Origin of the sequence: Butyrivibrio sp. FCS014, assembly GCF_000526935.1 — a bacterium.
GTDB lineage: Bacteria > Bacillota > Clostridia > Lachnospirales > Lachnospiraceae > Butyrivibrio.
The window spans coordinates 36,858-61,615 of the sequence record NZ_JAHA01000008.1 but is presented as its reverse complement, the minus strand read 5'-3'; the positions used below and the strand labels follow the sequence as shown (position 1 = coordinate 61,615).

Annotated in this window: 23 protein-coding genes; 15 read left to right on the top strand and 8 right to left on the bottom strand. The window is 47.3% G+C overall.

All coding sequences use genetic code 11. The features are described 5' to 3' along the window. Window positions 1-4: 4 nt before the first annotated feature. Window positions 5-187 carry a CooT family nickel-binding protein gene (locus T456_RS0109210; protein ID WP_024865883.1) on the top strand — a complete coding sequence of 61 codons (183 nt, stop codon included), beginning with the start codon at window positions 5-7 and terminating at the stop codon, window positions 185-187. A gap of 56 nt (window positions 188-243) precedes the next feature. On the opposite strand, the gene T456_RS0109205 is transcribed toward T456_RS0109210, so the two are convergent. Genes T456_RS0109205 through T456_RS0109195 form a run of 3 tightly spaced genes read right to left on the bottom strand, consistent with a single transcriptional unit; the run spans window position 244 to window position 3,361 of the window. Continuing rightward, window positions 244-462: a hypothetical protein gene (locus tag T456_RS0109205; protein WP_024865882.1), complete on the bottom strand. Its 219-nt coding sequence runs from the start codon at window positions 460-462 to the stop codon at window positions 244-246. Window positions 463-476: 14 nt separating this feature from the next. Further along, window positions 477-2,168 (bottom strand): 2-hydroxyacyl-CoA dehydratase family protein, encoded by a 1,692-nt coding sequence (locus tag T456_RS0109200; RefSeq protein ID WP_024865881.1) that lies wholly within the window; start codon window positions 2,166-2,168, stop codon window positions 477-479. Then, entirely contained in the window at window positions 2,168-3,361 is a 1,194-nt protein-coding gene (locus T456_RS0109195) for a 2-hydroxyacyl-CoA dehydratase family protein (protein WP_024865880.1), read from the bottom strand. The genes T456_RS0109200 and T456_RS0109195 overlap by 1 nt, the downstream gene beginning before the upstream one ends. A 205-nt stretch (window positions 3,362-3,566) precedes the next feature. Here T456_RS0109195 and T456_RS0109190 point away from each other — a divergent pair, with 205 nt between their 5' ends. The 9 genes from T456_RS0109190 (at window position 3,567) to T456_RS0109150 (ending at window position 12,684) form a co-directional block, all read left to right on the top strand. Further along, window positions 3,567-4,328, top strand: a complete 762-nt coding sequence (locus T456_RS0109190; RefSeq protein ID WP_024865879.1) for an ATP-binding protein — start codon at window positions 3,567-3,569, stop codon at window positions 4,326-4,328. 21 nt (window positions 4,329-4,349) lie between these two features. Then, on the top strand, window positions 4,350-5,543 hold the full coding sequence (locus T456_RS0109185) for a 2-hydroxyacyl-CoA dehydratase family protein (RefSeq protein WP_024865878.1): 1,194 nt from the start codon (window positions 4,350-4,352) through the stop codon (window positions 5,541-5,543). Next, entirely contained in the window at window positions 5,540-7,315 is a 1,776-nt protein-coding gene (locus T456_RS0109180; RefSeq protein WP_242835906.1) for a 2-hydroxyacyl-CoA dehydratase family protein, read from the top strand. The genes T456_RS0109185 and T456_RS0109180 overlap by 4 nt, the downstream gene beginning before the upstream one ends. A gap of 90 nt (window positions 7,316-7,405) precedes the next feature. Next, window positions 7,406-8,200: an acyl-CoA dehydratase activase gene (locus tag T456_RS0109175; RefSeq protein ID WP_024865876.1), complete on the top strand. Its 795-nt coding sequence runs from the start codon at window positions 7,406-7,408 to the stop codon at window positions 8,198-8,200. 26 nt (window positions 8,201-8,226) lie between these two features. Further along, the gene (locus T456_RS22445; protein WP_155838060.1) at window positions 8,227-8,394 is read left to right on the top strand and encodes a hypothetical protein; all 168 of its coding nucleotides are present in this window, start codon (window positions 8,227-8,229) and stop codon (window positions 8,392-8,394) included. A 16-nt stretch (window positions 8,395-8,410) separates the two neighbouring features. After that, on the top strand, window positions 8,411-9,136 hold the full coding sequence (locus T456_RS0109165; protein WP_024865875.1) for a hypothetical protein: 726 nt from the start codon (window positions 8,411-8,413) through the stop codon (window positions 9,134-9,136). A 2-nt stretch (window positions 9,137-9,138) separates the two neighbouring features. After that, the gene (locus T456_RS0109160) at window positions 9,139-11,202 is read left to right on the top strand and encodes an oxidoreductase (RefSeq protein ID WP_024865874.1); all 2,064 of its coding nucleotides are present in this window, start codon (window positions 9,139-9,141) and stop codon (window positions 11,200-11,202) included. Between the two features lie 94 nt (window positions 11,203-11,296). Then, window positions 11,297-11,866, top strand: coding sequence for a helix-turn-helix domain-containing protein (locus tag T456_RS0109155; RefSeq protein WP_024865598.1), 570 nt, complete (start codon window positions 11,297-11,299; stop codon window positions 11,864-11,866). Beyond that, entirely contained in the window at window positions 11,830-12,684 is an 855-nt protein-coding gene (locus T456_RS0109150; RefSeq protein ID WP_330369715.1) for an IS3 family transposase, read from the top strand. Before T456_RS0109155 ends, T456_RS0109150 begins: the two co-directional genes overlap by 37 nt. A 67-nt stretch (window positions 12,685-12,751) precedes the next feature. On the opposite strand, the gene T456_RS0109145 is transcribed toward T456_RS0109150, so the two are convergent. Genes T456_RS0109145 through T456_RS0109125 form a run of 5 tightly spaced genes read right to left on the bottom strand, consistent with a single transcriptional unit; the run spans window position 12,752 to window position 19,452 of the window. Continuing rightward, window positions 12,752-14,455: a GGDEF domain-containing protein gene (locus T456_RS0109145; RefSeq protein ID WP_024865873.1), complete on the bottom strand. Its 1,704-nt coding sequence runs from the start codon at window positions 14,453-14,455 to the stop codon at window positions 12,752-12,754. Beyond that, the gene (locus T456_RS0109140) at window positions 14,442-16,217 is read right to left on the bottom strand and encodes a GGDEF domain-containing protein (protein ID WP_024865872.1); all 1,776 of its coding nucleotides are present in this window, start codon (window positions 16,215-16,217) and stop codon (window positions 14,442-14,444) included. Before T456_RS0109140 ends, T456_RS0109145 begins: the two co-directional genes overlap by 14 nt. Window positions 16,218-16,271: 54 nt before the next feature. Continuing rightward, on the bottom strand, window positions 16,272-17,147 hold the full coding sequence (locus T456_RS0109135) for a TPM domain-containing protein (RefSeq protein WP_024865871.1): 876 nt from the start codon (window positions 17,145-17,147) through the stop codon (window positions 16,272-16,274). Between the two features lie 39 nt (window positions 17,148-17,186). Further along, the gene (locus T456_RS0109130) at window positions 17,187-18,254 is read right to left on the bottom strand and encodes a hypothetical protein (RefSeq protein WP_024865870.1); all 1,068 of its coding nucleotides are present in this window, start codon (window positions 18,252-18,254) and stop codon (window positions 17,187-17,189) included. Window positions 18,255-18,267: 13 nt separating this feature from the next. Next, window positions 18,268-19,452, bottom strand: coding sequence for an SPFH domain-containing protein (locus T456_RS0109125; RefSeq protein WP_024865869.1), 1,185 nt, complete (start codon window positions 19,450-19,452; stop codon window positions 18,268-18,270). Between the two features lie 219 nt (window positions 19,453-19,671). Here T456_RS0109125 and T456_RS0109120 point away from each other — a divergent pair, with 219 nt between their 5' ends. From T456_RS0109120 to T456_RS0109095, 5 genes are all read left to right on the top strand, one after another. Continuing rightward, the gene (locus tag T456_RS0109120; RefSeq protein ID WP_024865868.1) at window positions 19,672-21,456 is read left to right on the top strand and encodes an ASKHA domain-containing protein; all 1,785 of its coding nucleotides are present in this window, start codon (window positions 19,672-19,674) and stop codon (window positions 21,454-21,456) included. Window positions 21,457-21,965: 509 nt separating this feature from the next. Next, complete coding sequence (locus T456_RS22790) at window positions 21,966-22,133, top strand: DUF6472 family protein (RefSeq protein WP_197026874.1); 168 nt, start codon at window positions 21,966-21,968, stop codon at window positions 22,131-22,133. Window positions 22,134-22,242: 109 nt separating this feature from the next. Then, on the top strand, window positions 22,243-22,905 hold the full coding sequence (locus tag T456_RS0109110) for an NUDIX hydrolase (RefSeq protein WP_024865867.1): 663 nt from the start codon (window positions 22,243-22,245) through the stop codon (window positions 22,903-22,905). Window positions 22,906-23,194: 289 nt separating this feature from the next. Beyond that, the gene (locus T456_RS0109100; protein ID WP_024865866.1) at window positions 23,195-23,971 is read left to right on the top strand and encodes a DUF6033 family protein; all 777 of its coding nucleotides are present in this window, start codon (window positions 23,195-23,197) and stop codon (window positions 23,969-23,971) included. A 79-nt stretch (window positions 23,972-24,050) separates the two neighbouring features. Further along, entirely contained in the window at window positions 24,051-24,752 is a 702-nt protein-coding gene (locus tag T456_RS0109095; protein WP_024865865.1) for a LytR/AlgR family response regulator transcription factor, read from the top strand. The last annotated feature ends 6 nt before the right edge of the window (window positions 24,753-24,758 follow it).

Genomic DNA, 24,758 nt, shown 5'->3' with positions numbered 1-24,758 from the left:
AATTATGTGTCTTTCAACAGCTTACAGGGAGTCAAATCCCGATGAAGTATTAATGGAATATGTCAGTGCCATCAATATCGACGGCGAAGAGATCACTCTCACCAACCTTATGGGAGAGCGCAAGACCTTTAAGGGAAGCCTCAAATTTGCAGACCTTACAGGAGCTGTGATAAGGATTGACTGCTGACGTCCCGCCCACCAAAAAGGACCGCCACACCGAAGTGTGACGGTCCTCGTTTTTTCTTAAGCCTCGAAATTTGCTTCTACGTTTTCCTTCATGGAGTAAGGCATTGCAGTTGCATCTTTTCTCTCCATGTTGTCGAAACGCTTGATCATCATGGGTTCCCAGATGTAGTACAGGAACTTTCCGTCCAGATCCCAGTAGAATACTGCGAAGAGGATACCGTAGATCAGTGCTGCGATTCCTAAGATTTTAAAAAGTATTTTGCCGATAGTTTTCATAATATACCTCCGTATTACCAGCTCATAGAGTCATCGAAATCAAGAAGTGAAGGATCAAGTGGCTCCTCACGCATTACGGTGAACATGTAATCATTTATGATATCGCGGATCTCCGCTCTGGATACGGTTCTCTTATCGGGAAGAGCATGAGGAACCCAGATGGCGTGGATGTTACGCTTACGGAATTCATCCTCGAATACGCCGTGGATACCCTGCATTCCCTTACACTGAAGCTGATCGTACATGATGACCATGTCGCAGTTGAATCTCTCCATGTAATCGAACAGTGAAAGAATATGCTCGTGACCGCCTACTGCCATTGCACGCATGGGGGCCTTCTCGTTGAACCAGGAAAGATCCTCAAGAGCATGCTCGTAAGTATCTGTTCTAAGATACTGGTCAAACATAAGTGAATCCATGTTGATGACGCAGTTGATACCCCAGCAGTTGTAAGCCCATGTGCACCAGTTGGAATAGTAAAGAGGTGCGCAGCTCCATGCGATGGCACGGTGTCTGGTCTTGGGGAAGGTCTCAATCTTGTTCTTGACTGTCTTGTTCATGATGCGTCTTACATGCTCATCCATCTCATGCCAGATGGGTCTGTCACCATCCTGTGAGTAGTAGATTCTGTAAAGAGCCTGAGCAACACCGTTGATAGGATAGTAAGGAGTGTTGGCTGCAACATCCCATTTCTCCCACTCAAACTCGGTGAGCTTGTTGAAGCTCTGAGCATGTTTAACATACTGATCCCAATCCATTTTGATGCCGAAGTTCTCTTCCACGAACTTCCATGCACCCTCAATCTCCTTCTGGCAGTGCTTCTGAACGAGAGGATCATCGTATCTCATGGGCTGAGGCATTGCATAAAGAGGACGGTTAAGGAACCAGTCCTGAAGAACGGAAGTAGCAACAGATCCGTCGCAGGCCTCATTGGTTGTAAGCATTACAGGGCTGTAATCAGGGTAATCGTCCTGAACGAACAGTCCGTACTCAGCCTGGCACATAGGGCATGGATCTGCGGGAAGGCCGATTGACTGAGCTGCATCAATATAGTTAAGAACTGTGTGGTTGTTTACGTGTACGGAAACGAAGTAGGGGATCATCTCAAGAGCTACGTCATCAAGCTGATCTCTCCATCCGTAAAAGATATTGCCGCTGAGTGTCTCGTTGTGGGCAATTGTCTTTTTCCAGGTCTCGTTCTCTTTGCCGCCGTTGATCTTCTTGTCGGCTTCGAACATTCTCATGAACTGTCTGATGGTCTCACTTACCATACCACGGTAGTGCCAGGCTGAAGCCTTCATGGCTTCGCCTCTTGTACCTTCGAGTCCTCTGTCGAACCAGTGCATAACAGTGAGGTAGGTCTGACCCATCCAGCGGTATCTCATGGTTCCCTTGGCGAAGGTAACAACGCCCTTGGGGCCATGGCCATACTTCATGATATCGGAAACCATGTGAGCGTAGTTGTAAAGCCAGATCATGTTGAAGTAGTACATGGTGTCCTTGACTCCACGCCACTCACGGTGCTTGTAAAGACCTGTGTTTCCAACGTAGAGATCTCCAAGACGCCTCTCTTCGTGGGGCTTGCCGTTCCAGAAATCACTGGCCATCTTCTTGAAATCTTTGGGTTTGTTTGCTTCTTCAGGGCTCTTTTCTACGACGAAGAGTTCGCGGTATTTGGCTTTAATATCACCTAAGTTGATCTTCATTATGCCTGGCCCTCCTTCTGTATATTTTTGAGCTCAATGCTCTCAACGAACGCCTGGAATCTGGTTCTGAGCTGACCTACAGCGTTGTTGACATATTCCTTCTCGATAGAGCATACGGGATAGCCAAAGTCTCTGGGGAGAATCAGGGTATCGATTGTACGCTCATAGCTCCAGTACTCGCAGAACTTCATCTGTGAAATGATGATTCCGTCAGCTTTGTACTCCTTGGCTACGTTTGCCAGGTACTGTTTGCGCTCACGCATGATGTGCTGATCCATGAAACGAGGGCACTGGCTGTTTTCAAGGTAGTGGCGTGCGATGGCGCGCAGGGGTGTCTCACCCTCTTTTACCACGATCTCATCTCTTCCGGGAAGGGAACCGTAGCAGTAACGGTCTGCCACAACAAGGGCGCCGCACTCCTCGATCAGTTTGATGAAATCAGGATCGTCTTCCTCGGAGCCGGTAAGAACAACCTTAACTTTGTAGGTCTTGGTTGCATCGGGCTTTCTGGTCTTGAGCTGCTTGGCGATGTCCTTGAGCTTGTCAATGATAAGGTACTTGGGACAAACCAGAGTACACAGCTGAATAACAGAGAACTCCCATCCTGTGATGGTGGGCTCGTCAAGCTTACGATAACTTCCAATCTCCTGAATGAGACGGCATACTTCGTTGTGCTCTTCAATAGCCTTCAAAAGTGCTTCGTCACTGGTGTCAATTCCGAAGTGCTCCTTGAGTTTGTCGAGAACGTGGAAGCGAAGCTGCTCTTCATAATGTTCAATGGAGTTTTCATTCTTTTTGAATGGTACATCGGTGAATTCGCAGAAGAAATCAGGATTCTTGATGACATCCATAAGCTGTAAATGTTCCTGGAATCTGCAGGTAACGGTACAGGTTTCTGTTGCCATCTGAGCATCAAGGAAGTTGAAGCCTCCCTCGAGAGCCCTCTCAAAAAGGCAACGTCCGTACATGCAGGTACGGTTGGTCATATAGTAGGTAGCCATGTCAGGCGATCCACTACGAGGTGCACGAAGACGCACAGAAAAACAGCCCGGGAGGTCAAGCAGCACTTCAGGCATGAAGTTACATGTATAGCCGAGAGCGCGCTTACCGTCGGCTTTCGCCTGACGGACCAACGGGTTGTTTGCTTCCTGCAAAAGGTCTTCGAGCTCAAAAATGTGCACGAGATCTTTCATCTAGAGTTATCCCCCTAATTATTGTGTTGTACTCTTAAAATTTAATTTGACACAACTATTTGTTCTCATAAGAATACATCCATATCATATCATATAAACCCCAAAATGTTTATAAATTTTTTATAATTTCACTTGTGAAAGTGTAACAAATTTAATATATTAGAATATAGGGGATTTAAGTTAGATTTTCTTTATGAGGAGTGATATGTCAGAGAATACTGTAGTCATTGCTTTGGCCGGAAAGGGCGGAGTTGGTAAGACTTCTCTTTCTGCTGCCTTTGTACGACTCCTTACGGAAAAGAGGCCTGACGCCAAGATCCTTGCCATAGATGCGGATCCGGCGGTAGGTCTTTCTGTTGCGTTAGGGGTAGAAGTAGGAGAAACTTTAGATCAGATAAGGAAGAGAGTTGCCGAAGACGTTACCGGCAAACTTAAGGATACCCAGGACATTCTTGCGGAGGCTAAATTCAGGCTCTATGAAGCTATGGAGGAGAAGCGCGGATTTGCTTTTCTGGCCATAGGACGCCCGGAGGCGGCGGGATGTTATTGCGCCATCAACACTTATCTGAAGCAGGTTATCGAGATGCTGGTTGACGACTTCGATTACGTTGTTATCGACGGAGAGGCCGGCATAGAACAAATTAATAGAAGAGTTCTCGAGAAGGTCACACATCTTGTATGCGTTTCCGATCAGAGTCAGAAGGGTCTTCGTATCATAGAGACCATCCGTCAGGTTGCTGACGAGCTGGTGATGTATGAAGAGGCAGGCCTGGTGGTTAACAGGGCACCGCTCCCCGAGCGTATAACCCAGAAGGAGATCGGCGGAGTTCCCGTGGTTTCCGTTATTCCGCAGGATGACACCATGACCGAGAACGACATCGAAGGGAAGAACGTATTTGAGCTTCCTGCAGATTCGGGAATCTTAAAGGGCGCGACGACAGCCCTTGAAAATTTAAAAATACTATAAAGCTATGGAAAGGAGGTAGCCGTGCAGGATTTAAAACATTTAATCACCTTTGAAAAGCTTTTGGATGAAGCCGCTAACGACCTGGTCAAAGAGGCACAGGCGGAAGGCAAGTATGCCATCGGATATACATGCTACCATATGCCGGAAGTACTGCTTAATGTAGACAACTGTTTTTCAACCCGCATGCGCGCACCGCGAACAGGTTCAATAGACATTGCGACCTATTACATGTCCAATTACACCTGTGAATTTGCCAGAGCACTTCTGGAGAGAGGAATTGAGGGAGGATACGGTTACCTGGACGGAGTTGCCGGCGTGGATGCATGCTCAGCCATGAACCGCTGCTATGAGCACCTCGAGGTGCTCAACTGCAACAACAAGCCTCACTTCTTTGTAACCCACACAGATGTGCCTTACAAAGTAGAAAGTTATAACGTAGATCAGGTAGCCACTCAGATGAGGCTCAGACTTCTGGATGTGATGCATGAGAAACTCGGAACCGACGTTTCGGATGAATCCATCCGCAAGGCAGTGGAGGAGCACAACAAGCTCTGCCGCGTTATCACAGAGATCGGAAACTTAAGGAAGATGGACAATCCCCCCATCACCGGATATGAGTTCCATGTGATCTGCCTTGTAAGCTATACATGCCCTACATCCAAGATTCTTCCTCTTCTTGAGGAGACTCTTGCAGAGATCAAAAAGAGAAAGGTTGATTCCAAGCCCTGGTTCAGAGCAAGGGTTGCCGTTGTGGGTTCGGAGATAGACGATCTGAACTTCACAAGACTTCTTGAGGAGTCAGGCGCCATGGTAGTAGCCGACAGGTACTGCTACGGTTCTTTCCCCGGAAGAGAAGAGATCGTACTTAACGACGACGAGGATATCGTCAAGCAGATCGCCCGTCACTACATGATGACCTCCGAGTGCCCCAGATACATGGCAGAGGAGAAGATCCAGCAGAGGCGTGACACAGCAGATCGTCTGGCAAAAGAGTTCAATGCCGACGGTATCATCTTTGAACAGATGAAGTACTGTGACTTCTGGGCATTTGAGAGACCTCTGGCAAGCCACATCCTTACAGAGGAGTATGGCTGGCCTACACTTTCAATCGACCGCTCATACAATGTATATAATTCAGGACAGTTGAGGACCCGCTTCCAGGCCTTTGTTGAGGCCCTTGAGATCAAGCGGATCAGGAAGGAGGCCTCTGTATGAAGTATATAGATCCCAAGAACTTCAGGCTCAAGGATCAGATAAACTGGAAGGCCCAGGCAGATAACATGAAAGAGATCGCCGGTATCGTAGGCGACCTTATCAAGGAAACAGACTGGAAGGATGTTGCCAAGTCAATGGGCCAGGACGCAAAGGGATTTACCAAGCGTCTCAAACATGAGGCAAATCTTCTTAAGAACATGAGCCCCGAGGAATTCAAGGACTTCATGATCAACGGAGAGAAGCAGCTTGGTAAGCTCTATGCCAACGGCAAGATGGCCACCGTAAGACGTGAGTGGAGAGGTGTCAAGGACACCGGCTACGACTTCTACGAGTGGGCCAGAATGTGGGGAATGCTTCTTGGTACTTTCTCCAAGGACCTTGTTCCCGCTATGATGGGTGCAGTTCATTACAGATGGATGGTTTCATACTTCTGCTGTCACTCCTTCATGGACAAGAACACTCTCGGTCTTAGAGGCAGAGCCCTTCAGATGCACCACGAGCTCATCTATGCGATCTTCAGATATGTTGCGGAGAACCTGGTTCTTCTTATGAAGGCAGATGAGAAAGTCGGTAACAGTAAGGAACTTTCCAAGAAAATCGTTCTCTTTGATGAGATGACAATGTCACAGATCATGGCAGGTTTCCCTGACCTCATCGGAATACCTTATCAGCTTATGCCGGTATTTCTTTTGTCCGAGATCGATCAGCTGGCCTGTATGCCATACATCGACGCAATTGAGTCCTACGGACTTCCTTCCGATACCTGCCCTGTTCCTTCATCAGAGTGCGGTGCGGTAGTTGTGGATGCTCTTCCTCACATGGGAGCATGCTTCATTTCAAGCTCAATGCCCTGTGACGGATCTGTTATGGCATCATCCTACACAAGCCGCAGATTCAAGGATCTGCCTACTTACCACCTGGCATTCCCGGTTCGTTACGAAGACGAGTCCATCATGGATGCAGCGGTAAAAGACATAAGAGGATGTATCAGGTTCATCGAGGAAAATACAGGTGCCAAGTGGAACTGGGACGCTTACTTCGCAGCAATGAAGCGTTTCAACACCGAGACCAAGTACGAGCTTCAGAAATGGGAGATCAACCAGACTCCTTACCCGCAGCTCATCGGACCTTGCTACGAGCTGTTCCGTAAGTGGAACTACGAGATGGACGGCGGACTTGATCCCAGAATCATCTCTACATTCCAGAAGGTTGACAAGCTTATGCTCAAGGCCTATGAGAACAGGGATGAGGCATGGCGCGGCAAGATGAAGTACAGAGCCATCGTATGGTCAATCCCGGCACACTATTATGCTAACTTCTCCAACTGGATGGCTAACTGCTGGGGAGTAGATATACTGGTTGAGATGGAGTCACTGAACTTCACAAAGCCTCTTGAGACAGAGAACAAGGACGAGGCCCTTAAGGACCTTGCAAGACTCTACGAGCGTATGGTTATGAGACGTCACACCAACGGTGGATACGATCACGTAGTAACCGAGCTCTGGAGACAGTGCGAAGCATGGAACGTTGATTTCGTTCTTATGTATCAGCACGTATCCTGCAAGAACATGGCTACCGTTCAGGGTCTTTTCGAGGATCAGGCAAGAGAAAGAGGCATCAAGCTTCTTTGGTGCAGCCACGATCTGATGGATCCCAGAACTGTTTCAAGAAAAGATATGAGAGCCGAGGTTAACGAGTTCATGAGAACCGTTATGAAGGCTGAGCCTGTAGACCCTTCACTGGTGGATTTCGAAGACGACACCACATGGTGATACAGGGATGAAACGCGAGAGCGAAGCGGAGCAATCCGTGTAACATAGATAACTAATTATTTTAAAATGTTTTTTAGGAGGATTTACAAAATGAAGTACTTTGGCGGATGTGATGTGGGATCAACCTATACAAAGGCTGTGATCATAGACGAAACCGGAAAGATGGTAGCTAATACCACTGTTAAGAGCAAGATTATTGCTGAAGAGTCAGCCAAGATGGCTATGAACGAGGTTGTAGGACAGGTTTCAGACCTTTCTTCAGCCAAGGATCTGGAGTACCTTATCGGTACAGGTTACGGACGTAACAAGGTTCCTTTTGCTGACGAGAATATCTCTGAGATTTCCTGCCACGCTATGGGCGTACATGTAACAAACCCTTCAGTTAAGGCTATCATCGATATCGGTGGACAGGACGTTAAGGGTATCTCCATCGACACAGACGGAACAGTTAAGAACTTCGCCATGAACGACAAGTGCGCAGCCGGAACAGGACGTTTCTTCGAGGCTATGGCAAGATCATTCGAGATGAGCCTTGAGCAGTTCTCAAACCTTTCACTTTCAGCTAAGAACGTTATTCCTATCACAGCTCAGTGTACAGTATTTGCTGAGTCTGAGGTTATAACTCTTGTTGGTGAAGGAAAGCCCATGGACGAGATCGCAGCAGGTATCGAGATGGCTGTTGCTAAGAGATGTTTCGTAATGTCCAAGAAGGCAGGCGCTACAGATTCCATCACACTTACAGGTGGATGTGCTAAGAATGCTGGACTTAAGGCTGCTATCGAGCAGGTACTTAAGCTCAAGGTTGTAGACCTCAGCACAGATCCTCAGCTTATGGGAGCTCTGGGTGCAGCTGAGTACGCAAGACAGAAAGGCCTTGCAAAATAATCAGTGCATGAAAGGACCTATTTGAGATGAGCAAAACATTTAAGATCATTTTCAAAATTTGTAAGATCCTTATTATCGTTACAGGGATACTGTTCGTGATTTATTTCTGGAATCTTGACCAGAAGCTTATGGCCTGGCTTTACACTCAGGTAAATAAGATATTTGATCGCAAGAAAGCAGATATCAGGTTCTGATCAAGAGGTATTTGAAATGAAATTATACGACAACATAATTGACGCCACTATGGAGGCTCTTAAGGAGGCACCTGTTAATAAGGTGCCTTATGCCCCCGGCAGCGCATGGAAGTGTCTTGCAGAGAGTGAATTTATCATGCAAAGAGACGCAGGCCTTGAGCTGGGCGGAGCGGGAGAGCCCTCTGTTAACTACACTATGGTCACCACTTCAGACCGCATCACCGAGGACGAAGTCCTTATCGTGGGAAAAGATATACCGGCTATAACAGGAAGTACTGCTTTTGCCAGAATTGTGATGCTTAAGACCTCTGACCTTGGAGAGGACCAGGATCAGGAGAAGGCTTTCCAGGCCATCCGAAATCTTGAGTTCGTAAGATACCATGTTTTTCCTGAAGGATATATGGTAAGGGTTTCTTCCCAGAGCAATCAGGAGCAGGTTCGTATAAGCTCTGAAGCCCTCAGGAAGAAGATCGACTTTGCAAAAGTCGGTGCCACTTATATCTCCAAGTACAAGGAAGTAAGCCAGGTGGAGAAGGTGCGCGTCATCTTTATCACTGACAAAAAGATCGTTGAGAGTCTTCGGGAAAATGCCGACAAGGTCGACAAGATCACAAGAACTCTCACCCATATTTTGGACGGAATGCCCACAGACTGCGGACACTGCAGCATGAAAGCCGTATGTGACGAAGTAGAGGGCATGAAGGAATTACATCTTGGAAAAAAGAAACCAGGAAAGGAATAACCATGAAGCAGGAGTATGAATCACTCTTTACCCCGTGGAAAATCGGGAATCTGGAAATAAAGAACCGTATTGTCCTTGCCCCTATGGGCGGAACCTGCATCTTTGGCTGGATGGAGCCCGGCGGAAGCCACTTCGACAAGGAAGCCGCAAAACTCCTTCTTAAGATAGCCAAGCATGATTGCGGACTTATCATCCCCGGCATTGCTCCCGTTAAGGATATGCTGGGCGGAAAGTGGCTCTATCAGAACAAGCGCAAGTTCAAAGAACTTGCTGAGTTCATGGATGAGCTTCATGCAACAGGAGCTAAGATGTTTGTGCAGATGACTGCCGGATTCGGAAGGTCTTTTGCCCTGACAGCACCTCTTGCAATGCTTGCAAAGAATAAGGCTCTCAACACACTGGCTAAGCCCTATATTGATGCTGAGTACCTTACAGCTGCACCTTCAGTTCTTCCCAACAGATGGGCTGATGATGTAACAACCCGTGCAATAACAGAAAAAGAGATCAAGGATATCATCTATGCTTTCGGCGAGACCGCAAGGCTCTGCAAGGAAGCCGGAGTTGACGGCGTTGAAGTTCACGCTGTTCACGAGGGATACCTCCTTGACCAGTTCACACTTAAGTACACCAATCACAGAACAGACGAGTACGGCGGATCCTTTGAGAACCGTTACCGTTTCGCTGCTGAGATCGTTAAAGAAATCAAGGACAAGTGCGGCGACGACTTCCCTGTTTCTCTTCGTTATTCTGTAAGATCCATGACAAAGGCCTTCCAGTACGGCGCTATGCCCGGAGAGGACTTTGAGGAGATCGGAAGAGATATGGAAGAGTCCGAGAAGGCTGCAAAGTTCCTTCAGGATGCCGGTTACGATATGCTTAACTGCGATAACGGAACCTATGATGCCTGGTATTGGGCTCATCCCCCGCAGTACATGCCTCAGAACTGTAACCTCGAGGATGTTGAGCACATCAAGAAGTTTGTTGACATTCCCGTTGTCTGCGCCGGTAAGATGGAGCCCGCTGTTGGTGCAGCTTCCATCAAGAAGGGCGGCATAGACGCTATGGCTGTAGGCCGTCAGTTCCTGGCAGATCCCAAGTGGGTTGCCAAGCTTGAGAGAGGCATGGAGGACGAGATTCGTCCTTGCATCTGCTGTCACGCAGCATGCTTTAACTTAACCAAGCACAACGGAACAGCCAACGATCAGGATCTTTCCGAGTCAGCCGGAATGTGCAAGTGCGCAGTTAACCCTCGCAGCATGCAGTCCAAGAAATATAAGGTTGTTCCCACCGAGAATCCCAAGAAGGTTGCCATCATCGGCGGTGGTATCGGTGGTATGGAAGCAGCAAGAATCCTTGCTCTCCGTGGACATGATCCCGAGATCTATGAGAAGACTTCAGAGCTCGGCGGCGTATTCATAGCTGCAGCAGCTCCCGAGTTCAAAGAGAAGGATAAACAGCTTATCGCATGGCAGAAGCATCAGCTTCAGAAGCTTGGCGTTAAGATCCACTTCAACTACGAAGTTAAGCCCGACAGCCTTCCTCAGGCTGACGAGTATATCATTGCTACAGGTGCTGAGGCCAACAGGATCCCGATCCCCGGCGCAGCAGACTACGCAATGGACGCCACAGATTATCTCCTTGGCAAAAAAGAAGTCGGCAAGGATGTAGTCATCATCGGCGGAGGTCTTACAGGTTGTGAGATCGCTCTTGATCTTTTCAGAAAGGGCAAGAACCCTCAGATCGTTGAGATGAAGGATGACCTTATCGCAGTTAAGAATATGTGTCTGGCCAACACCAGCTACCTTCGTGACTGCTTCAAGACCAACGAAGTTCCTGTATACCTCAAGGCAAGAGTTAATGCTATTACCGAGAAGTCAGTTGAGATTGGTACAGGCGACGGAAGAACAGTTACTCTTCCCGCTGACAGCGTGATCATGTCTGTAGGATATCATCCCATTCCTCTTATCCAGGCAGCCAAGAATGTACACCTCCTTGGCGACTGTGCAAAGGTAGGAAATGTTCGTTCCGCAATCTGGGGCGCATGGGATATTGCCATGAAGATCTGATAATCTGATAATAAGGGTATAAAAAAGCAGGTTTTTTCTTGAATGAATGATATGTACCCTCTTTACTGGACAAAACAGTAAGGAGGGTATTTTTATGCGCTATAGTTACGAATTCAAAAGAAAATGTGTGGAAATGTATTATCGTGGTGAATATCCTGACACCCCAGATGGAATAGGGACTGCAAGATTTCATGATAAGATACGAGAATGGGTTAGAATTGAAGAAGCGTGTGGTTCAGATGCTTTAAGACATAAAAATCATAATAAGGAATGGACTCCAGAGGAACGTTATGCCTTAGTTGCACGTGTTTTGGCTGGTGAGTCTAACAAAAGTGTTGCTTTTTCAGCTGGTATTTCTGATGGACAGCTTTATCAATGGGTCCGCAAGTATAAGATATATGGTTATAATGGTCTTATACCAAAACAGAAAGGTCGTAAATCAAAGAACCCATATATGAAAAAAGTAGGAACGCGAAAACCTCCAAAACCCAATGAATCTGAGTACGAAGAGCTAATTCGGTTAAGAGCTGAAAACGAATACATGAAAGCTGAAATCGAAGTAATAAAAAAAGAGATCGCCTTGAGAGAAGAAAAGGAAGCTGCGCGACTCAAGGCGAAAAAGCAGCAATCATCAAAGAGCTCAGGGAAAACGGATACAAACTAAAGCATCTACTTAAAGCTATGCATATAGCTAGATCGACTTACTATTTTGAGATTGGTAAGGAAGACCTTGTGGCTGAACGCAATCAAGATATACTGAAAGAAATAAAAAGTATTTTTGAATCGAATAAACGCAGATATGGTGTCAGGCGAATCCATCAGGAATTGATAAATCGTGGATACCAAGTAAATCATAAACGTGTTCAGCGTCTCATGCATGAATCTGGATTGGCTGGTAAGCGACCGAAAGAGAAATATCACTCTTATAAGGGTGAGGTGGGTAAGATTGCTGATAACATAATAAATAGAGATTTTAGTACAACTGCGCCTTTACAAAAATGGACGACAGATGTATCCCAATTTAACTTTTCATGGGGAAAGTGTTATATATCGCCAGTTCTAGATATGAATACAAATGAAATCATTTCATATGATTTATCTATGAGTCCTAATCTTGAGCAGATAGAGAGAATGTTAAATAAAGCTTTTGGTAAATTTCCTTCAATTGAAGGCCTTATATTACATTCTGATCAAGGCTGGCAGTATCAACATGCTTATTATAGAAATGCTTTACAAGAACATGGCATTATCCAATCTATGTCACGAAAAGGTAACTGCTATGATAATTGTATTATGGAAACATTCTTTGGAAGATTAAAAAATGAGATGTATTATGGCTATGAGAAAGAGTATGCTTCTTTCGAAGAATTCTCAAACGCTGTTGAAGAATATATAGATTACTACAATAACAAAAGAATTCAGGCAAAAACAAAATGGATGCCACCTGTACAATACAGGATAGCATCCATGTGTTCAGCCTAGTTCATAAATATGTGTCCAGGATTCTGGGTACATATCAGAAAAAACCTGCTTTTTATCATTACTAATTTTACAGTCTCTGCCGGATGCCCAGTTCCTCGTGCATCCGTCTTTTTTTCGCATACATGCGCTCGTCGGCCATAAGGTAGATCTCGTGGGAGGTCGTATCCTCTTTTCCCTCATGACGGAATGCATAGCCGGTGGCAACGCTGCGGTGGTACTCGGGGTAGAGGGCGTTCATGACATTAAGGGCACTTTCCATCCGTCCGATGAGAGCCGATATGTCTTTTCCCTCGGAGTCATTGATGATCACCAGGAACTCGTCGCCGCCGATTCTGGCGCAGAAGCCCTGATCTTCAAAGGTGCTGGTGAGAACCTTGGAGAAGTCCTTGATGTACTTGTCGCCGGAGGGATGTCCGAACTTATCGTTAACATACTTAAGGCCGTTTAGGTCAATGCTTATGATACAGTAGTCGGTGTCTGTCTTGTCGAGGTCTAAAAGCTCTTTGTCGGAACGGGCTCTGTTGGGAAGGTCCGTAAGGCCGTCTTCGTAGGCCAGTCTCGACAGAGATGCGTATTCCTGCTTCTGGGCGTAGGACTGGGTGATGTACATCAGGTAGTTGGCCAGCTGGCAGAAAGCAAACATCAGACAGCCGAAGGTGATGATCAGAATGCTGAGCATTTCAGGGTACTTCAGATGGATGTTTTCTAACATGTAAAATGCCAGATGAAAGATCTCCGAAACTGAAAAGGTAATCAGTCCCAGCATCTGGGTTGAATTTGAGGGGCCGATATCCCGGGAGCGGAGATCTTTAACGGTATAGTAAGCAAGCAGAATAAATCCGCCAACGCAGCAGGCGTGATACATGGGCAGAGTGGCTCTTAAATGAATGTTGAATGCAAAGTGCAGTAAGTACTGGATCAGAGTTACGGCACAGCTCAATGCCGCAGCTGTAAAGAAGAGCTTTTTGCGTTCAACATTCTGTATGCAGTAACAGATGAGATAACAGTAGGGCACAATAAGATAAAGGGTAAAGTACTCTACAAAGGTCTCGTGCTCAGTGTAGATAAAGGGGCTCAGAACGTTGTAATAGGTCAGAAGCCAGGCGCCGATGTTGATGCAGAACATGGAACTGAACATAAAGGTTCTTATCTCCGGCACTGAGGTGAAATAAAAAATGGTGATGCACAGGAATGCCACGCCAAATACTATCATGAACATTCCGGTGAAGATAATAGTCATGTTTTTATGGAGGAACTCTCCTTCTATATCAGGCTGGCCTCCGAGACGGGGAGGAGCCAGATTCTGGAAGGCGTTGTTCTCCCCAACCCGCATGTTAAAGGTAAGAGTTTTTCCTGCGTAATCTTCCGGCAATGATATAAAATGATACATCTTGCCTATGAACAGTTCTTTATCATACAGGTTATCACCGAAGGTGAAGATCAGGTCATCATCCAGGTAAACATCCAGGGTTGTGTATCTGCTTCTAAAGAGGATAACAGGGAAATCAAAATCCTCGGTTTGAGGAAGCTCTTTTGTTAATGTGATCGTGTCTCCGCGAAGGAGTCTGCCGTCTTTTACTTTATAGAACTTCGAAAGAGTAACATTCTCGGTTTTTATACCGTTTATATGGGCAGTCCAGCCATCATCCAGAATATAGATGGGGTAGTTTTCCTTGAAGGTGAGACAGATGAAGCACAGTATGATAATAGCCCAGGCTATGATCGTGGACATGATAATGGATCTAAAACGAGTGTTTTTAAAGATTTTCATTATCGCCATCGCCTCCCTTCTCAAGAATTTTATTAAGAAGGTCGTCGTATAGCCGGCCTAAAGTCTGCTTGTGGTGCTTGTTTTTCATTACATACATTCTTTGATCTGCCAGCAGATATACTCTCTGAGCAGACAGATTTGAACGTACTTCCTTGTCCTTGCTTGTGGCATATCCCCAGGAAGCTGAGAAACGGAGCTTGGTCTCACGGCTGTTGCGGTAGTTCAGCTGGTCTGTGAGGTTATTAAAGGTTCTGTCAAGCCGCTCTTCATCCACGTAAGGAAGCGCAACGATAAATTCATCGCCGCCCATTCTTCCTACAAGCAGTGCGTCGGTGAAAGTGTTTTTTAAAATATCCGCAAAGCCGCTAAGGAGCATGTCTCCATAGCTGTGGCCGAAATTGTCGTTGGTGTATTTCAGGTAATCCAGGTCCAGACTGATGATGGTGTATGCTCCGGAAAGCTCGGCAAGAACCTGCTCGCAGCGGGCTCTGTTCTGCAATCCCGTCAGGGGGTCGTTGTAGGCAAGGCCCTCCAAATGCTCTTTTTCCGAAGATTTACTTATGTATTCGATGCAATGGAAGAAATAATTCAAAAGCAGACTCATGGTAAACAGAAGCGCACCCACAGTCAGGAAATTGATGTGGGAATTAACCTCGCCCCTGGGAGTAAACTTCATAATATTGAACTTTATGATATCTATCAGTGCGCAGAACAGGAACGAAATAAGGCCGATCACAAGCATGTTGGTGGAAGCGGTAATTTGCGGATTGTCTTCACGTAAAGTTCTTATGGTTGCCACAACGATAGACATAATGACGAAGATGCCTTCGATAAGCCCTAAAATATGGAGCACGGTTACAAAGTGACTAATGTGGATCACAGAAGTGTTATGAAGGGTCGTGGTGATTATAAGGAAAGCACTGTTAAGTAAAAACAAACTACGTGCAATCTTTTTATATTGTGTCTGATGGGCAGCAATGACAAAGCCCATGACGCATGCCGGAATCGCGAAAAGAGAGAAATACTCGATAAAAGTAAACAGTCCCGGACTGTCGGTAAACATCCAGAAAACATCGTTATAGCACATGATGTAAGAGCCCATCGCCCAGGAGACCAGCGCTCCGAACAGAATACTGTAATCATGGCTCTTGGCGAAGAAAAGAAACGGTGACATTACAAGAAGCAGGAACGCAAACACGATCAGATAAACACCGATGACCATGGGCATTCTGTGCAACTGCATGAGATAGTTAAAGATGTCGTTGTAGTTGCCAAAGTATACCGGGGCAAGGCCGGAAAAGGCGTTGTTTTCACGGGCTGTAATGACTATCTTCAGCTCTTTTCCCTGATAATCCTTCGGGAGCTGAACAAAATTCAGCATCTTTGGCATCATATAGCCACGTTCCAGATAATACTCGCCATAACTGTAAATTGGCACATTATCTACAAAAACATCCACAGTAGACAAAACAGTCCTGAAGCAAATGGTGGCAGGATCCAGCGAAATATCCGGTAGTTTTCTTGTCAGGACAATGACGTCGCCTGAGTTTACAATGCCGGTACTGGCTAAAGCAATATTTTCAAGATCCCAGGATTCAATGCCACGACTAATAGTCCAGCCGGAATCCAGCTGGACCAGGTCAAATTGGCTGGGAGTATTAAATTTGGAATTCCCAAGTAATTGCAGGAATACGATCACTATGAAAAGTACAAGGAGTGAAAGTAAACCTGTCTGGAGTCGGACTTTTACAGCTTTTGTCACTGTTCATCCTCCTCATTTAGTGTCCAGGATTTGCAGATTTTTAAGATCACACCGTTAAAAATGTCCGTGGCTTCCGCCATGGGAATGACCTGAACTGGAAGTGTGGGTGGAGCTTCCTCCTGACCATCCGCCGCCTCTTGATGAACTGCTGTCGTTATCCTTGGGAAGAGGAGTCTTTGACAGAGTCTTGTTGACGAGCCTGTCAGAATTGACGCTCATCCGCATGCCCTGTTGGGATTGATAACCGGAAGCAGAGGCATTCATATGGACGGTCTTTAAATCGCTCTTCATCTTCAGAATAGGGAAAAGAGCTACCACCAGGCCGATGATCACACTGTAGCCAAGGTAAGCAAGATAGTCCGAAGCTGTCCTGACCCTGAGCTGCGGCTGGTTAACATCATAGGGAGTGCCGCTTGCTGCCTGATCCAGGAGCTTGTCGCATACTGTGGCATAAGTGTTGAAGGCTCCGTAGTAGTCACCATCAGACAGGTCGCCGCGCATCTGGTTAAACATGTAGTCCTGACCGTAATCGGTGAAGACTCTGATGGCGTCGCCCGCAGTACTGATGGCCCATTCTCTGTCCTCCATGCTGAGCATGAAGAGGATGCCGCTCTCGCTGTAATCCGCACCAAAGCCATTGTAGTCAAAGTAGTCGTCGGCATAGGCCTCGATGGGACCGGTGTGGGAGTCGACAGTGAGAACAACGATATTGCACTTCCATTTCGCACTGAGACTGTCCAGGGTGGATAGCAGATTTTTTTCCTCAGTATCGGAAAGAAGATCCGCCTGATCCACAAGCCTTGGCTTCTGGCGGGTGTTTGGAACCTCATAGCTGTCCCAGAGCTGTTGCCCCGCAGCCAGGGATGAAAAAGGCAGAAGCAGTGCGAGAATGATCATTACCAGCATTATGCCGGCAAACTTTTTCTGCATATTATTATATTTCGTCATATGATTACCAATTCTTAATCCTTAAGCGAAAATTGAGAATAAAATAAATGCTATAACGGTTACAATGCCGGCGATAGGGAAGTAGTACTTTAGGGCCTGCTTCATGGAGAAAGGCAGATTTCCCACAAACTTACCGGTCTGGCCGTTCATTGCGAAAAGATAATTGTTTCCTTCCCAGCTGGTGTTCAGAAGATAAACCGGGTAGAGGGCATACTTAACAGACTCCTCAGAGGAGCTGATATTCTCCGAGCGCGGTGTCAGAGTACTGTATCCGCTGATGGTGCGTCTGAAGTCGTTGGTGGTAGAGGTGCGCATTCTGTCTATGGCGCGGCCTCTGTCCTCCTCCGCGGAAACGTTATATTTATTGGCAAAGAATCCCGCAAGATAACCCATGTTGAAGGGAACCATGGCCGATCTGTCGAAGGGCTCAAGGGATTCCATAAGATCATCGGGCATTTCTTTGGAGCCATCTACGGGAACCCACTCAAACTGCTCGGAGCCTGCTCTGTCTACAGCGTAGTAGCTGGTCTCGGTGTAGCGATAGTCGGAGTCAGTCCAGGTCCTGACCTTGGTGGCGTCAAAGGATCCCCGGTAATTCTCGGTGGCGTTGTAGAGCCAGAAAGGAACATATACACCCTTCAGTTCGTCGATGTGATTCTCATCAAAGAAAACCTTGGGAAGAAGCTTTTTGGATTTCACATATCCCTTGTAGGCATTCATGGCATCTTCCCTGGTATGCTTGAAGGGGATGATGAAATCAGGCTTGAACTGTCCGTCAAACTTCTCTTTCACAACGATGTTGTTGCTGCAGAAGGGGCATTTCAGGGAACCAAGGGACTCGGTGGCAAGGATCTCGCCACCGCAGGAACCGCAGCTGTAGACGTACAGCGGCTGGTTGTTTTCATCCGTGGTCTGGTTCTGGGTGCCGGCATCTTCTGCGGAAACACCTTCGCTGTTTGAATTGTGGTTTGCCACATAATCCTTGACGTCGAATTCCGAATCACAGAAGGGGCATTTTATCTTCTGGGTCTTGGGATTAAATTCCATTGCCCCGCCACAGGCGGGGCATTCGTATTCGTGTAAACCCATAGTCTACTCTCTATCAGGGCCTCTTAGAGCCGCAGTTTGTACAGAAGTTACCGTTATTAACAGTTCCGCAGGAGCATGTCCAGGTTGCTGCAGGTCTCTTGGAGCCGCAGTTGGAGCAGAAGTTGCCTGTAGCTGTTGCACCGCAGGAGCATGTCCAGGTGTCTGCGGAAGGAGCTGCCATCTGAGGAGCTGCCTGCTGCTGTTGCTGTGCACCCATCTGGAACAGAGACTGGGCATTCATGCCGCCTGCCTGCTGAGCCATGTTCATGCCTGCAAATGCCATCATAGGGCCTGCTGCAGTATTCTTGGCTGCATCCTGCATTGCCTGAGCCTGTGCGCTTGCCAGTGTGGCAGCTGCCATGTTGGGGTTCTTAAGAGCGCCGGCTCTCTGGAGCTCCTTGATGATCTTCTCGTCTTCTTCGGAAGCAGTAACTGAGCTTACGCCGAAGGAGCTGATCTTGATTCCGTAAACTTCGGTCCACTTCTTGGAAAGAACCTCGTTGAGGGCGTCAGCTATCTCGGTGGTGTGTCCGGGAAGTGAGCTGTATCTGATTCCCATATCGGAGATCTTTGCAAATGCGGGCTGAAGAGCTGTAAGAAGCTCAGTTTTAAGCTGAGACTCAATCTTGTCTCTTGTGAACTCTCCGGGAACATTGCCGCAGATGTTCTTGTAGAAAAGGACGGGATCTACAATCTTGTAGCTGTACTCGCCGTGGCACTTAAGAGATACATCCATGTCCAGACCTACATTTGTGTCAACAACACGGAAAGGAACGGGATTAACTGTTCCGTACTTGTTGCCGAGGATATCCTTGGTGTTGATATAGTAAACTCTCTGATCCTTGGCTGTGCCGCCGCCGAAAGAAAGTCTCTTGTAGAATTCCTTGAAGCTGTTAACGATATTCTCTCCAAGATCTCCGTAGAAGAGTGAAGGCTCTGTTGATGTATCATATACGAACTCGCCTGCCTCTGCGCAGATTTCAGTGATCTGTCCCTGATCCACCAGGATCATGCACTGACCTTCGTTAACCGCAACGATGGATCCGTTGGAAATGATGTTGTCATTTCCCTTGCCCTGTTTCTTTTTTGCCTTTGTGAGAAGCACCTCCGATGTAAGAGAATCGCAGTAGAAATAGTCCCTCCACTGATCGGAAAGAACACTGCCGCCTGCTGAAAGTGCTGCTGAAATAAGCCCCATAACGTTCTCCTTTCATACATCTTGTGTTTTGTATTTTTTTGATTTTGGGTTGTGATTTATGCAGAGAAAACCACGAGAGAATAGTCTGTCTCATCGGGCTCTGTACCTTATATTGTCGCACATTTAAAGTGAAAATGCTATTGATAATTGATTATGCGACTGGCTTACGGGGCTTGCTCCGGGTTTGACTTTGAAAAATCGGCAGGATAAACTTTTTATATGGAAAAAATAATTCGCGTCGAAGTAATTAAAGATGGCAGAACCACTGCGTTTACAATGACAGCCGGGGAAAGCCTAAGGGACAGCCTTCCCGGGATATCTGATACGAAAGATTCTGAGGCTGACTGCTCAAAGACTGAAATGTCAGATGGCGTTGGTCCCAAGGAGCATCACTTGGAATCGAGTCTTCGCGTCAGCATGCCCTGCGGCGGGCTGGGAATCTGCGGCAAGTGCAAGGTCCGCTTTGCCTTCGGTGCCCCAATACCTACTCCCGGGGAAAAGAAACAGCTGACTCCCCATGAGATTGATGCAGGCGTAAGGCTCTTTTGCAGGTGCCGCCCCACACAGGACTGCGCTGTGGAGATAGGATATGGCGCTGATGAAAGAGAGATGGCGGCGGAAACTGCAGACGTATCCGGTGATGATGCGACTGCCGATTCTTCCGGTTGCCACTACGGTATCGCCATTGACCTTGGAACCACCACAATCGCAGCTGCACTGGTAGAAGTCTGCGGAAACAAATCCCGCATAGCCGCCTCCGCGTCCTGCGTAAACTCTCAGCGAAAGTACGGCGCGGATGTGATATCAAGAATAGCTGCGGCCACCGGATCCAAAGAAACCGGGAGCGACCTTAGGAACCTGGTCCGCAACGACATAGAGAATCTGATGATGAAGCTGACTCATAATGTGCATAACATTACCGGAAACCGTACGGCTGCAGATTTGGGAATAGTTATCGCCGGAAACACCACTATGCTCCATCTTCTGACAGGCAAGGACGTGTCGGGGCTTGGCGTGTATCCCTATACACCTGTGTCTCTGGAGCAGGAAAGCATTAGATGGGGGAAAGAGCCATCTGATGATGCCGGAGAAGGGAAAGCGTTTCCTTTTGGAAGAAATCTTTTGCAGAACGCAGAGGTGACTCTGCTTCCCGGAATCTCTGCCTTTGTAGGTGCAGACATCGTCTCGGGATTGTATTATATAGATGGAAATTCATCACAGACATCTCTTTTCATCGACCTTGGAACCAACGGTGAGATGGCCCTTTTGGATCGAGGCAGGATTAAAGCTACTTCAACTGCGGCGGGACCTGTGTTCGAAGCCGGCGGGATTTCCTGCGGAGTGGCCTCTGTGCCGGGAGCCATAGCACATGTGGATATTGTAAAAAATGGTGAGAAATCAGAATCACGCTCTACCTACTATTATGATATTAAATCATCCCCGGGGACATTCCGGGTGAGGGTATCGACGATAGAAAATCAGCCTCCCATCGGCCTTTGCGGAACCGGAGTGATGGAGCTTGTGTCGGAACTTGTAAGATGCGGAATTGTGGATGAAACCGGGCTTTTGGCAGAAGAGTTTTTTGACCGGGGATTTCCTGTGACTGAAGATGGAAAGGTGTGGCTTACCCAGAATGACATCAGAAATGTTCAGATGGGAAAGGCAGCGATTGCTTCGGGGATAAGGACGCTTCTTAGAAAGTCGCCGGATCCTCCGGAAGTGGTCTACATCGCCGGGGGCTTTGGAAGCCATATAGATACAGAGAAAATACATTACCTTAAAATGCTGCCGCCGGAGTTTGAGGGAAGGACAGTGGCTGTAGGTAACGCTTCCCTGAAGGGGGCCATAAGGTACATTGAGAAGCAGCTTTCCGGGGAGGACTCGGAGGAGAATCCCGGTGATCCCAGGAATGACCTCGAGCGCATTGCCCGCTGTGCTGAAGTGATCGAGCTTGCAGCAACAGACAGCTTTGATGAGGACTACATAGAAAGCATGAACTTTTAAATGGTGGATTGCGGCACACGGAAAAGATTCTTTTGAGTTCCGGTAGATCTTTTATATGCCACAAAAGATTATAATGACATTTTTCGGCACATGAAAAAGGCATAAATACTTATGAGTATGTGCCGAATGCGTAAGAAACGATGATTTGTGGCACACGAAAACACCTCAAATACCTGTAAAGATGTGCCAAATGCGTAAGAGGTACTGATTTTCGGCACATGAAAATGTTTTTTCTGGGAAATCCATGAGCCGCAATAGGTGCTTTCCTCGACTTTAGGCATACGAAGCGATAAAGATTAACGTTTTTCATGTGCCGAAAATTTAGAATATAAGAATACTTGGCTCATAAAGAGACTGATATGCCCATAAAGCATATGCCTACAATGCGGATAATTAAGGATTGCGGCACACATAGCATTAGTGCATGGTGTAAAGCTACCCTATCCTTAGCGCATTTGGTAGTATAATTAGTGGAAAAACAGAAATATCAAGAAGACAGGAGAATACACATGATCTGCGATACCTGCGCAAATTACGCATACGATGACGACTGGGAGTGCTACGTCTGCATGGTTAACATGGACGAGGACGACTACGGCCGCATGATGAACAGCGGCAAAGACTGCCCGTACTATCAGGACGGGGACGAGTATAAAGTGGTGCGCCACCAGATGTGACGCGGCCCGGGGCTATGACACCGGCGAAGGCGCGGACCGGCATGCTGAAAACTATGGCGCCGGCGAAGGCGCAAGCTCGCCGCAATAAAATGTAATCAGGAGGAAAGCCATGGAAGGATATAAGATCACACCGGACTGTGTTGAGACAGTGGTGGATAAGCAATTTTTGCGGGTTTTTGACCTGCACTATCAGGAGGGACGTCACTATTTCGACGCTACGCGCCGGGCAAAAGAGAATCTGGCTGCGGTGAAGACTGATGAGGAATTTAAGAAGATGCTTCCGGACGCCGTAAGCTGCGCGGTTATTATTGAACTGCCGGGCGAGGAGCCGAAGCTTCTTTTGTCCTATGAATACAGATATCCAACAGGAAGATTCCTTCTGGGAGTGCCTGCGGGTCTTCTGGATCCGGAGGATGCACAGGAAAAAGAGCCTTTGTTTGCCACTGCCATAAGAGAGATCCATGAGGAAACCGGAATAGTCTTTGATCCGAACAGAGACCACATCCACCTTATCAATCCGCTGGTTTTCAGCAGCCCCGGAATGACTGACGAGAGCAACGGCCTTGTGTGCGTGGTATTAAGACTTCCGGATCTTAACAGTCTCACCCAGATGGGGGCAGAGGGCCAGGAGTGCTTTGACGGTTTCGAGCTGGTGAGCGAAGATAAGGCAAAAGAGCTTTTGAAGAAGGGCGTAGACGATCACGGAATCTTCTACTCGGTATATACCTGGATGGCACTTATGTATTTTGTCAGCGGCATGTGGAGAGAGTAAGCTGCTAAGATGCCGTCGGCATGTGGGGATAATAGGAAACTATGATGCCAGCGGCATGTGGGAGGAGTAAAACCCAAGCTGCGAGCTGGTTTTGCAGTCTCCGACATATTTCGGAAAGCCTGAAAAAACTACGTCGTTACTATAAAGAAATCCCGACATTCTTCCGATATACGATATAAGAAAGCTATAACCATGAGCATAAATGTGACTGGAAATTATATCGGCAAGGATGCCGAAGAGCGCACGACCTACGTACAGGATGCGGTTCGTTCGCTGAAAGGAGGGAACCATGAGTAACATTTCTGAGATCACTGCCAATAACAGCAGCGCGGCTTATGAGGCAACCAAGGCCGCCGGAGCTAAAGATGCAGCTAAGACGGCAGCACCTGCCAATTACGGCAAAACCTTTGGCAAGCCGAAGCTCAGCGAGGAGGCTGCCAAGTATTACGATGAGCTTAAGAAAAAGTATTCCGGAATGGACTTCGTTCTTGTGAGCAAGGACATGAAGGAAACAGCCAAGCAGAGCGCCAGCTCCTTTGGGAACGCCAACAGAATGGTTGTGCTCATTGACGAGGAAAAGATTGAGCGCATGGCCACGGACCCAGAGTACAGGGCCAAGTATGAGGGACTTATCGCCCAGGCTGCAACAAAGATGCCTCAGCTCAAGGCTGCCATGACAAGCAAGCCCGGGGTTAAGACCATCGGAATGCAGGTTAATGACAACGGAACAGCCAGCTTCTTTGCGGTAATGAGCAAGTCCTCTCAGGAGATGAGCGCAAAGCTCCAGGAGAAGAGAGCTGCAAAGAAAGCCGCTGAGAAGGCTGCGGAGAAGAAGGCGGCCAAGAAGGAACAGGCTGAAGAACTAAAGGAGAAGATTGCCGAAAAAGCCGGTAAGGCCGGGGAGGCCGTCGCCAACGAGGACGAGGAGGATTACGAGATCCTCATGGCAAACTCCGTTGAGGAACTCCTTAAGAAAATAGACGACTACAATTTCAGTATGCGGGCCAACTCAGTACAGACCCCATACGAGAAGACCATCGGACAGAGCATAGACTTTAAGGGCTAAGGCCCACCGGCTTAGGAAGGGCCTTAGCCGCGAGCCAAAAGCCGGAAGACATTAGCCAATATCACGGTTGGGGGGCAACATGTACAAGCTTGCCATATGCGACGATGAAAAGAGCTCTGCTGCTGAGGCGGCAGAGCTTTTGGAAAAATATAAGAAGCTCCATCCGGAGCAGGAATTTGAGGTGGACATTTTCTATTCCTCCCTGGACATGCTTGAGGGGCTTGAGAAAAAAGTCTACGACATTTTCCTTCTGGACATCTACATCGATAAGATCAACGGGATTGAGCTCGCTGATATTATCCTGAAGAACAATGATGATGCCCGGATTATTTTTATGACCTCTTCAAATGCCTTTTACAAGGAAGCTTTCAGGATCCACGCGGTCCACTATCTTGAAAAGCCCATTCTTGAGGAGGAGTTTTTTGATGCCTTCGACAGGGTGTGCACGGAGCGTGAGGAGCTGCATTACCTGACCTTCAGAGACAGCGGGCAGATCCACAAGGTTCTTGTGGACAGCATTCTCTACATCGAGTCCGAAGACCACTACAAGCGCATAGTGACTGACAATGACAACTTCCTCATCCGCAGCACAATGCAGATGCTGGCTGATGAGCTGGACTATCCCTATTTTTATCCTCTCGGGGTCAAGAGCGTCATCAATCTCAAGAAGGTCTTAAAGATCACAAAGGACACGGTCTTAATGGAGGATGGAAAAAAGTTTTCGGTGCCCCGGGGGACCTACAGAACCTTAAGTGAGCTGGTTTTGAAGTTCACTTTCTGACCGGCT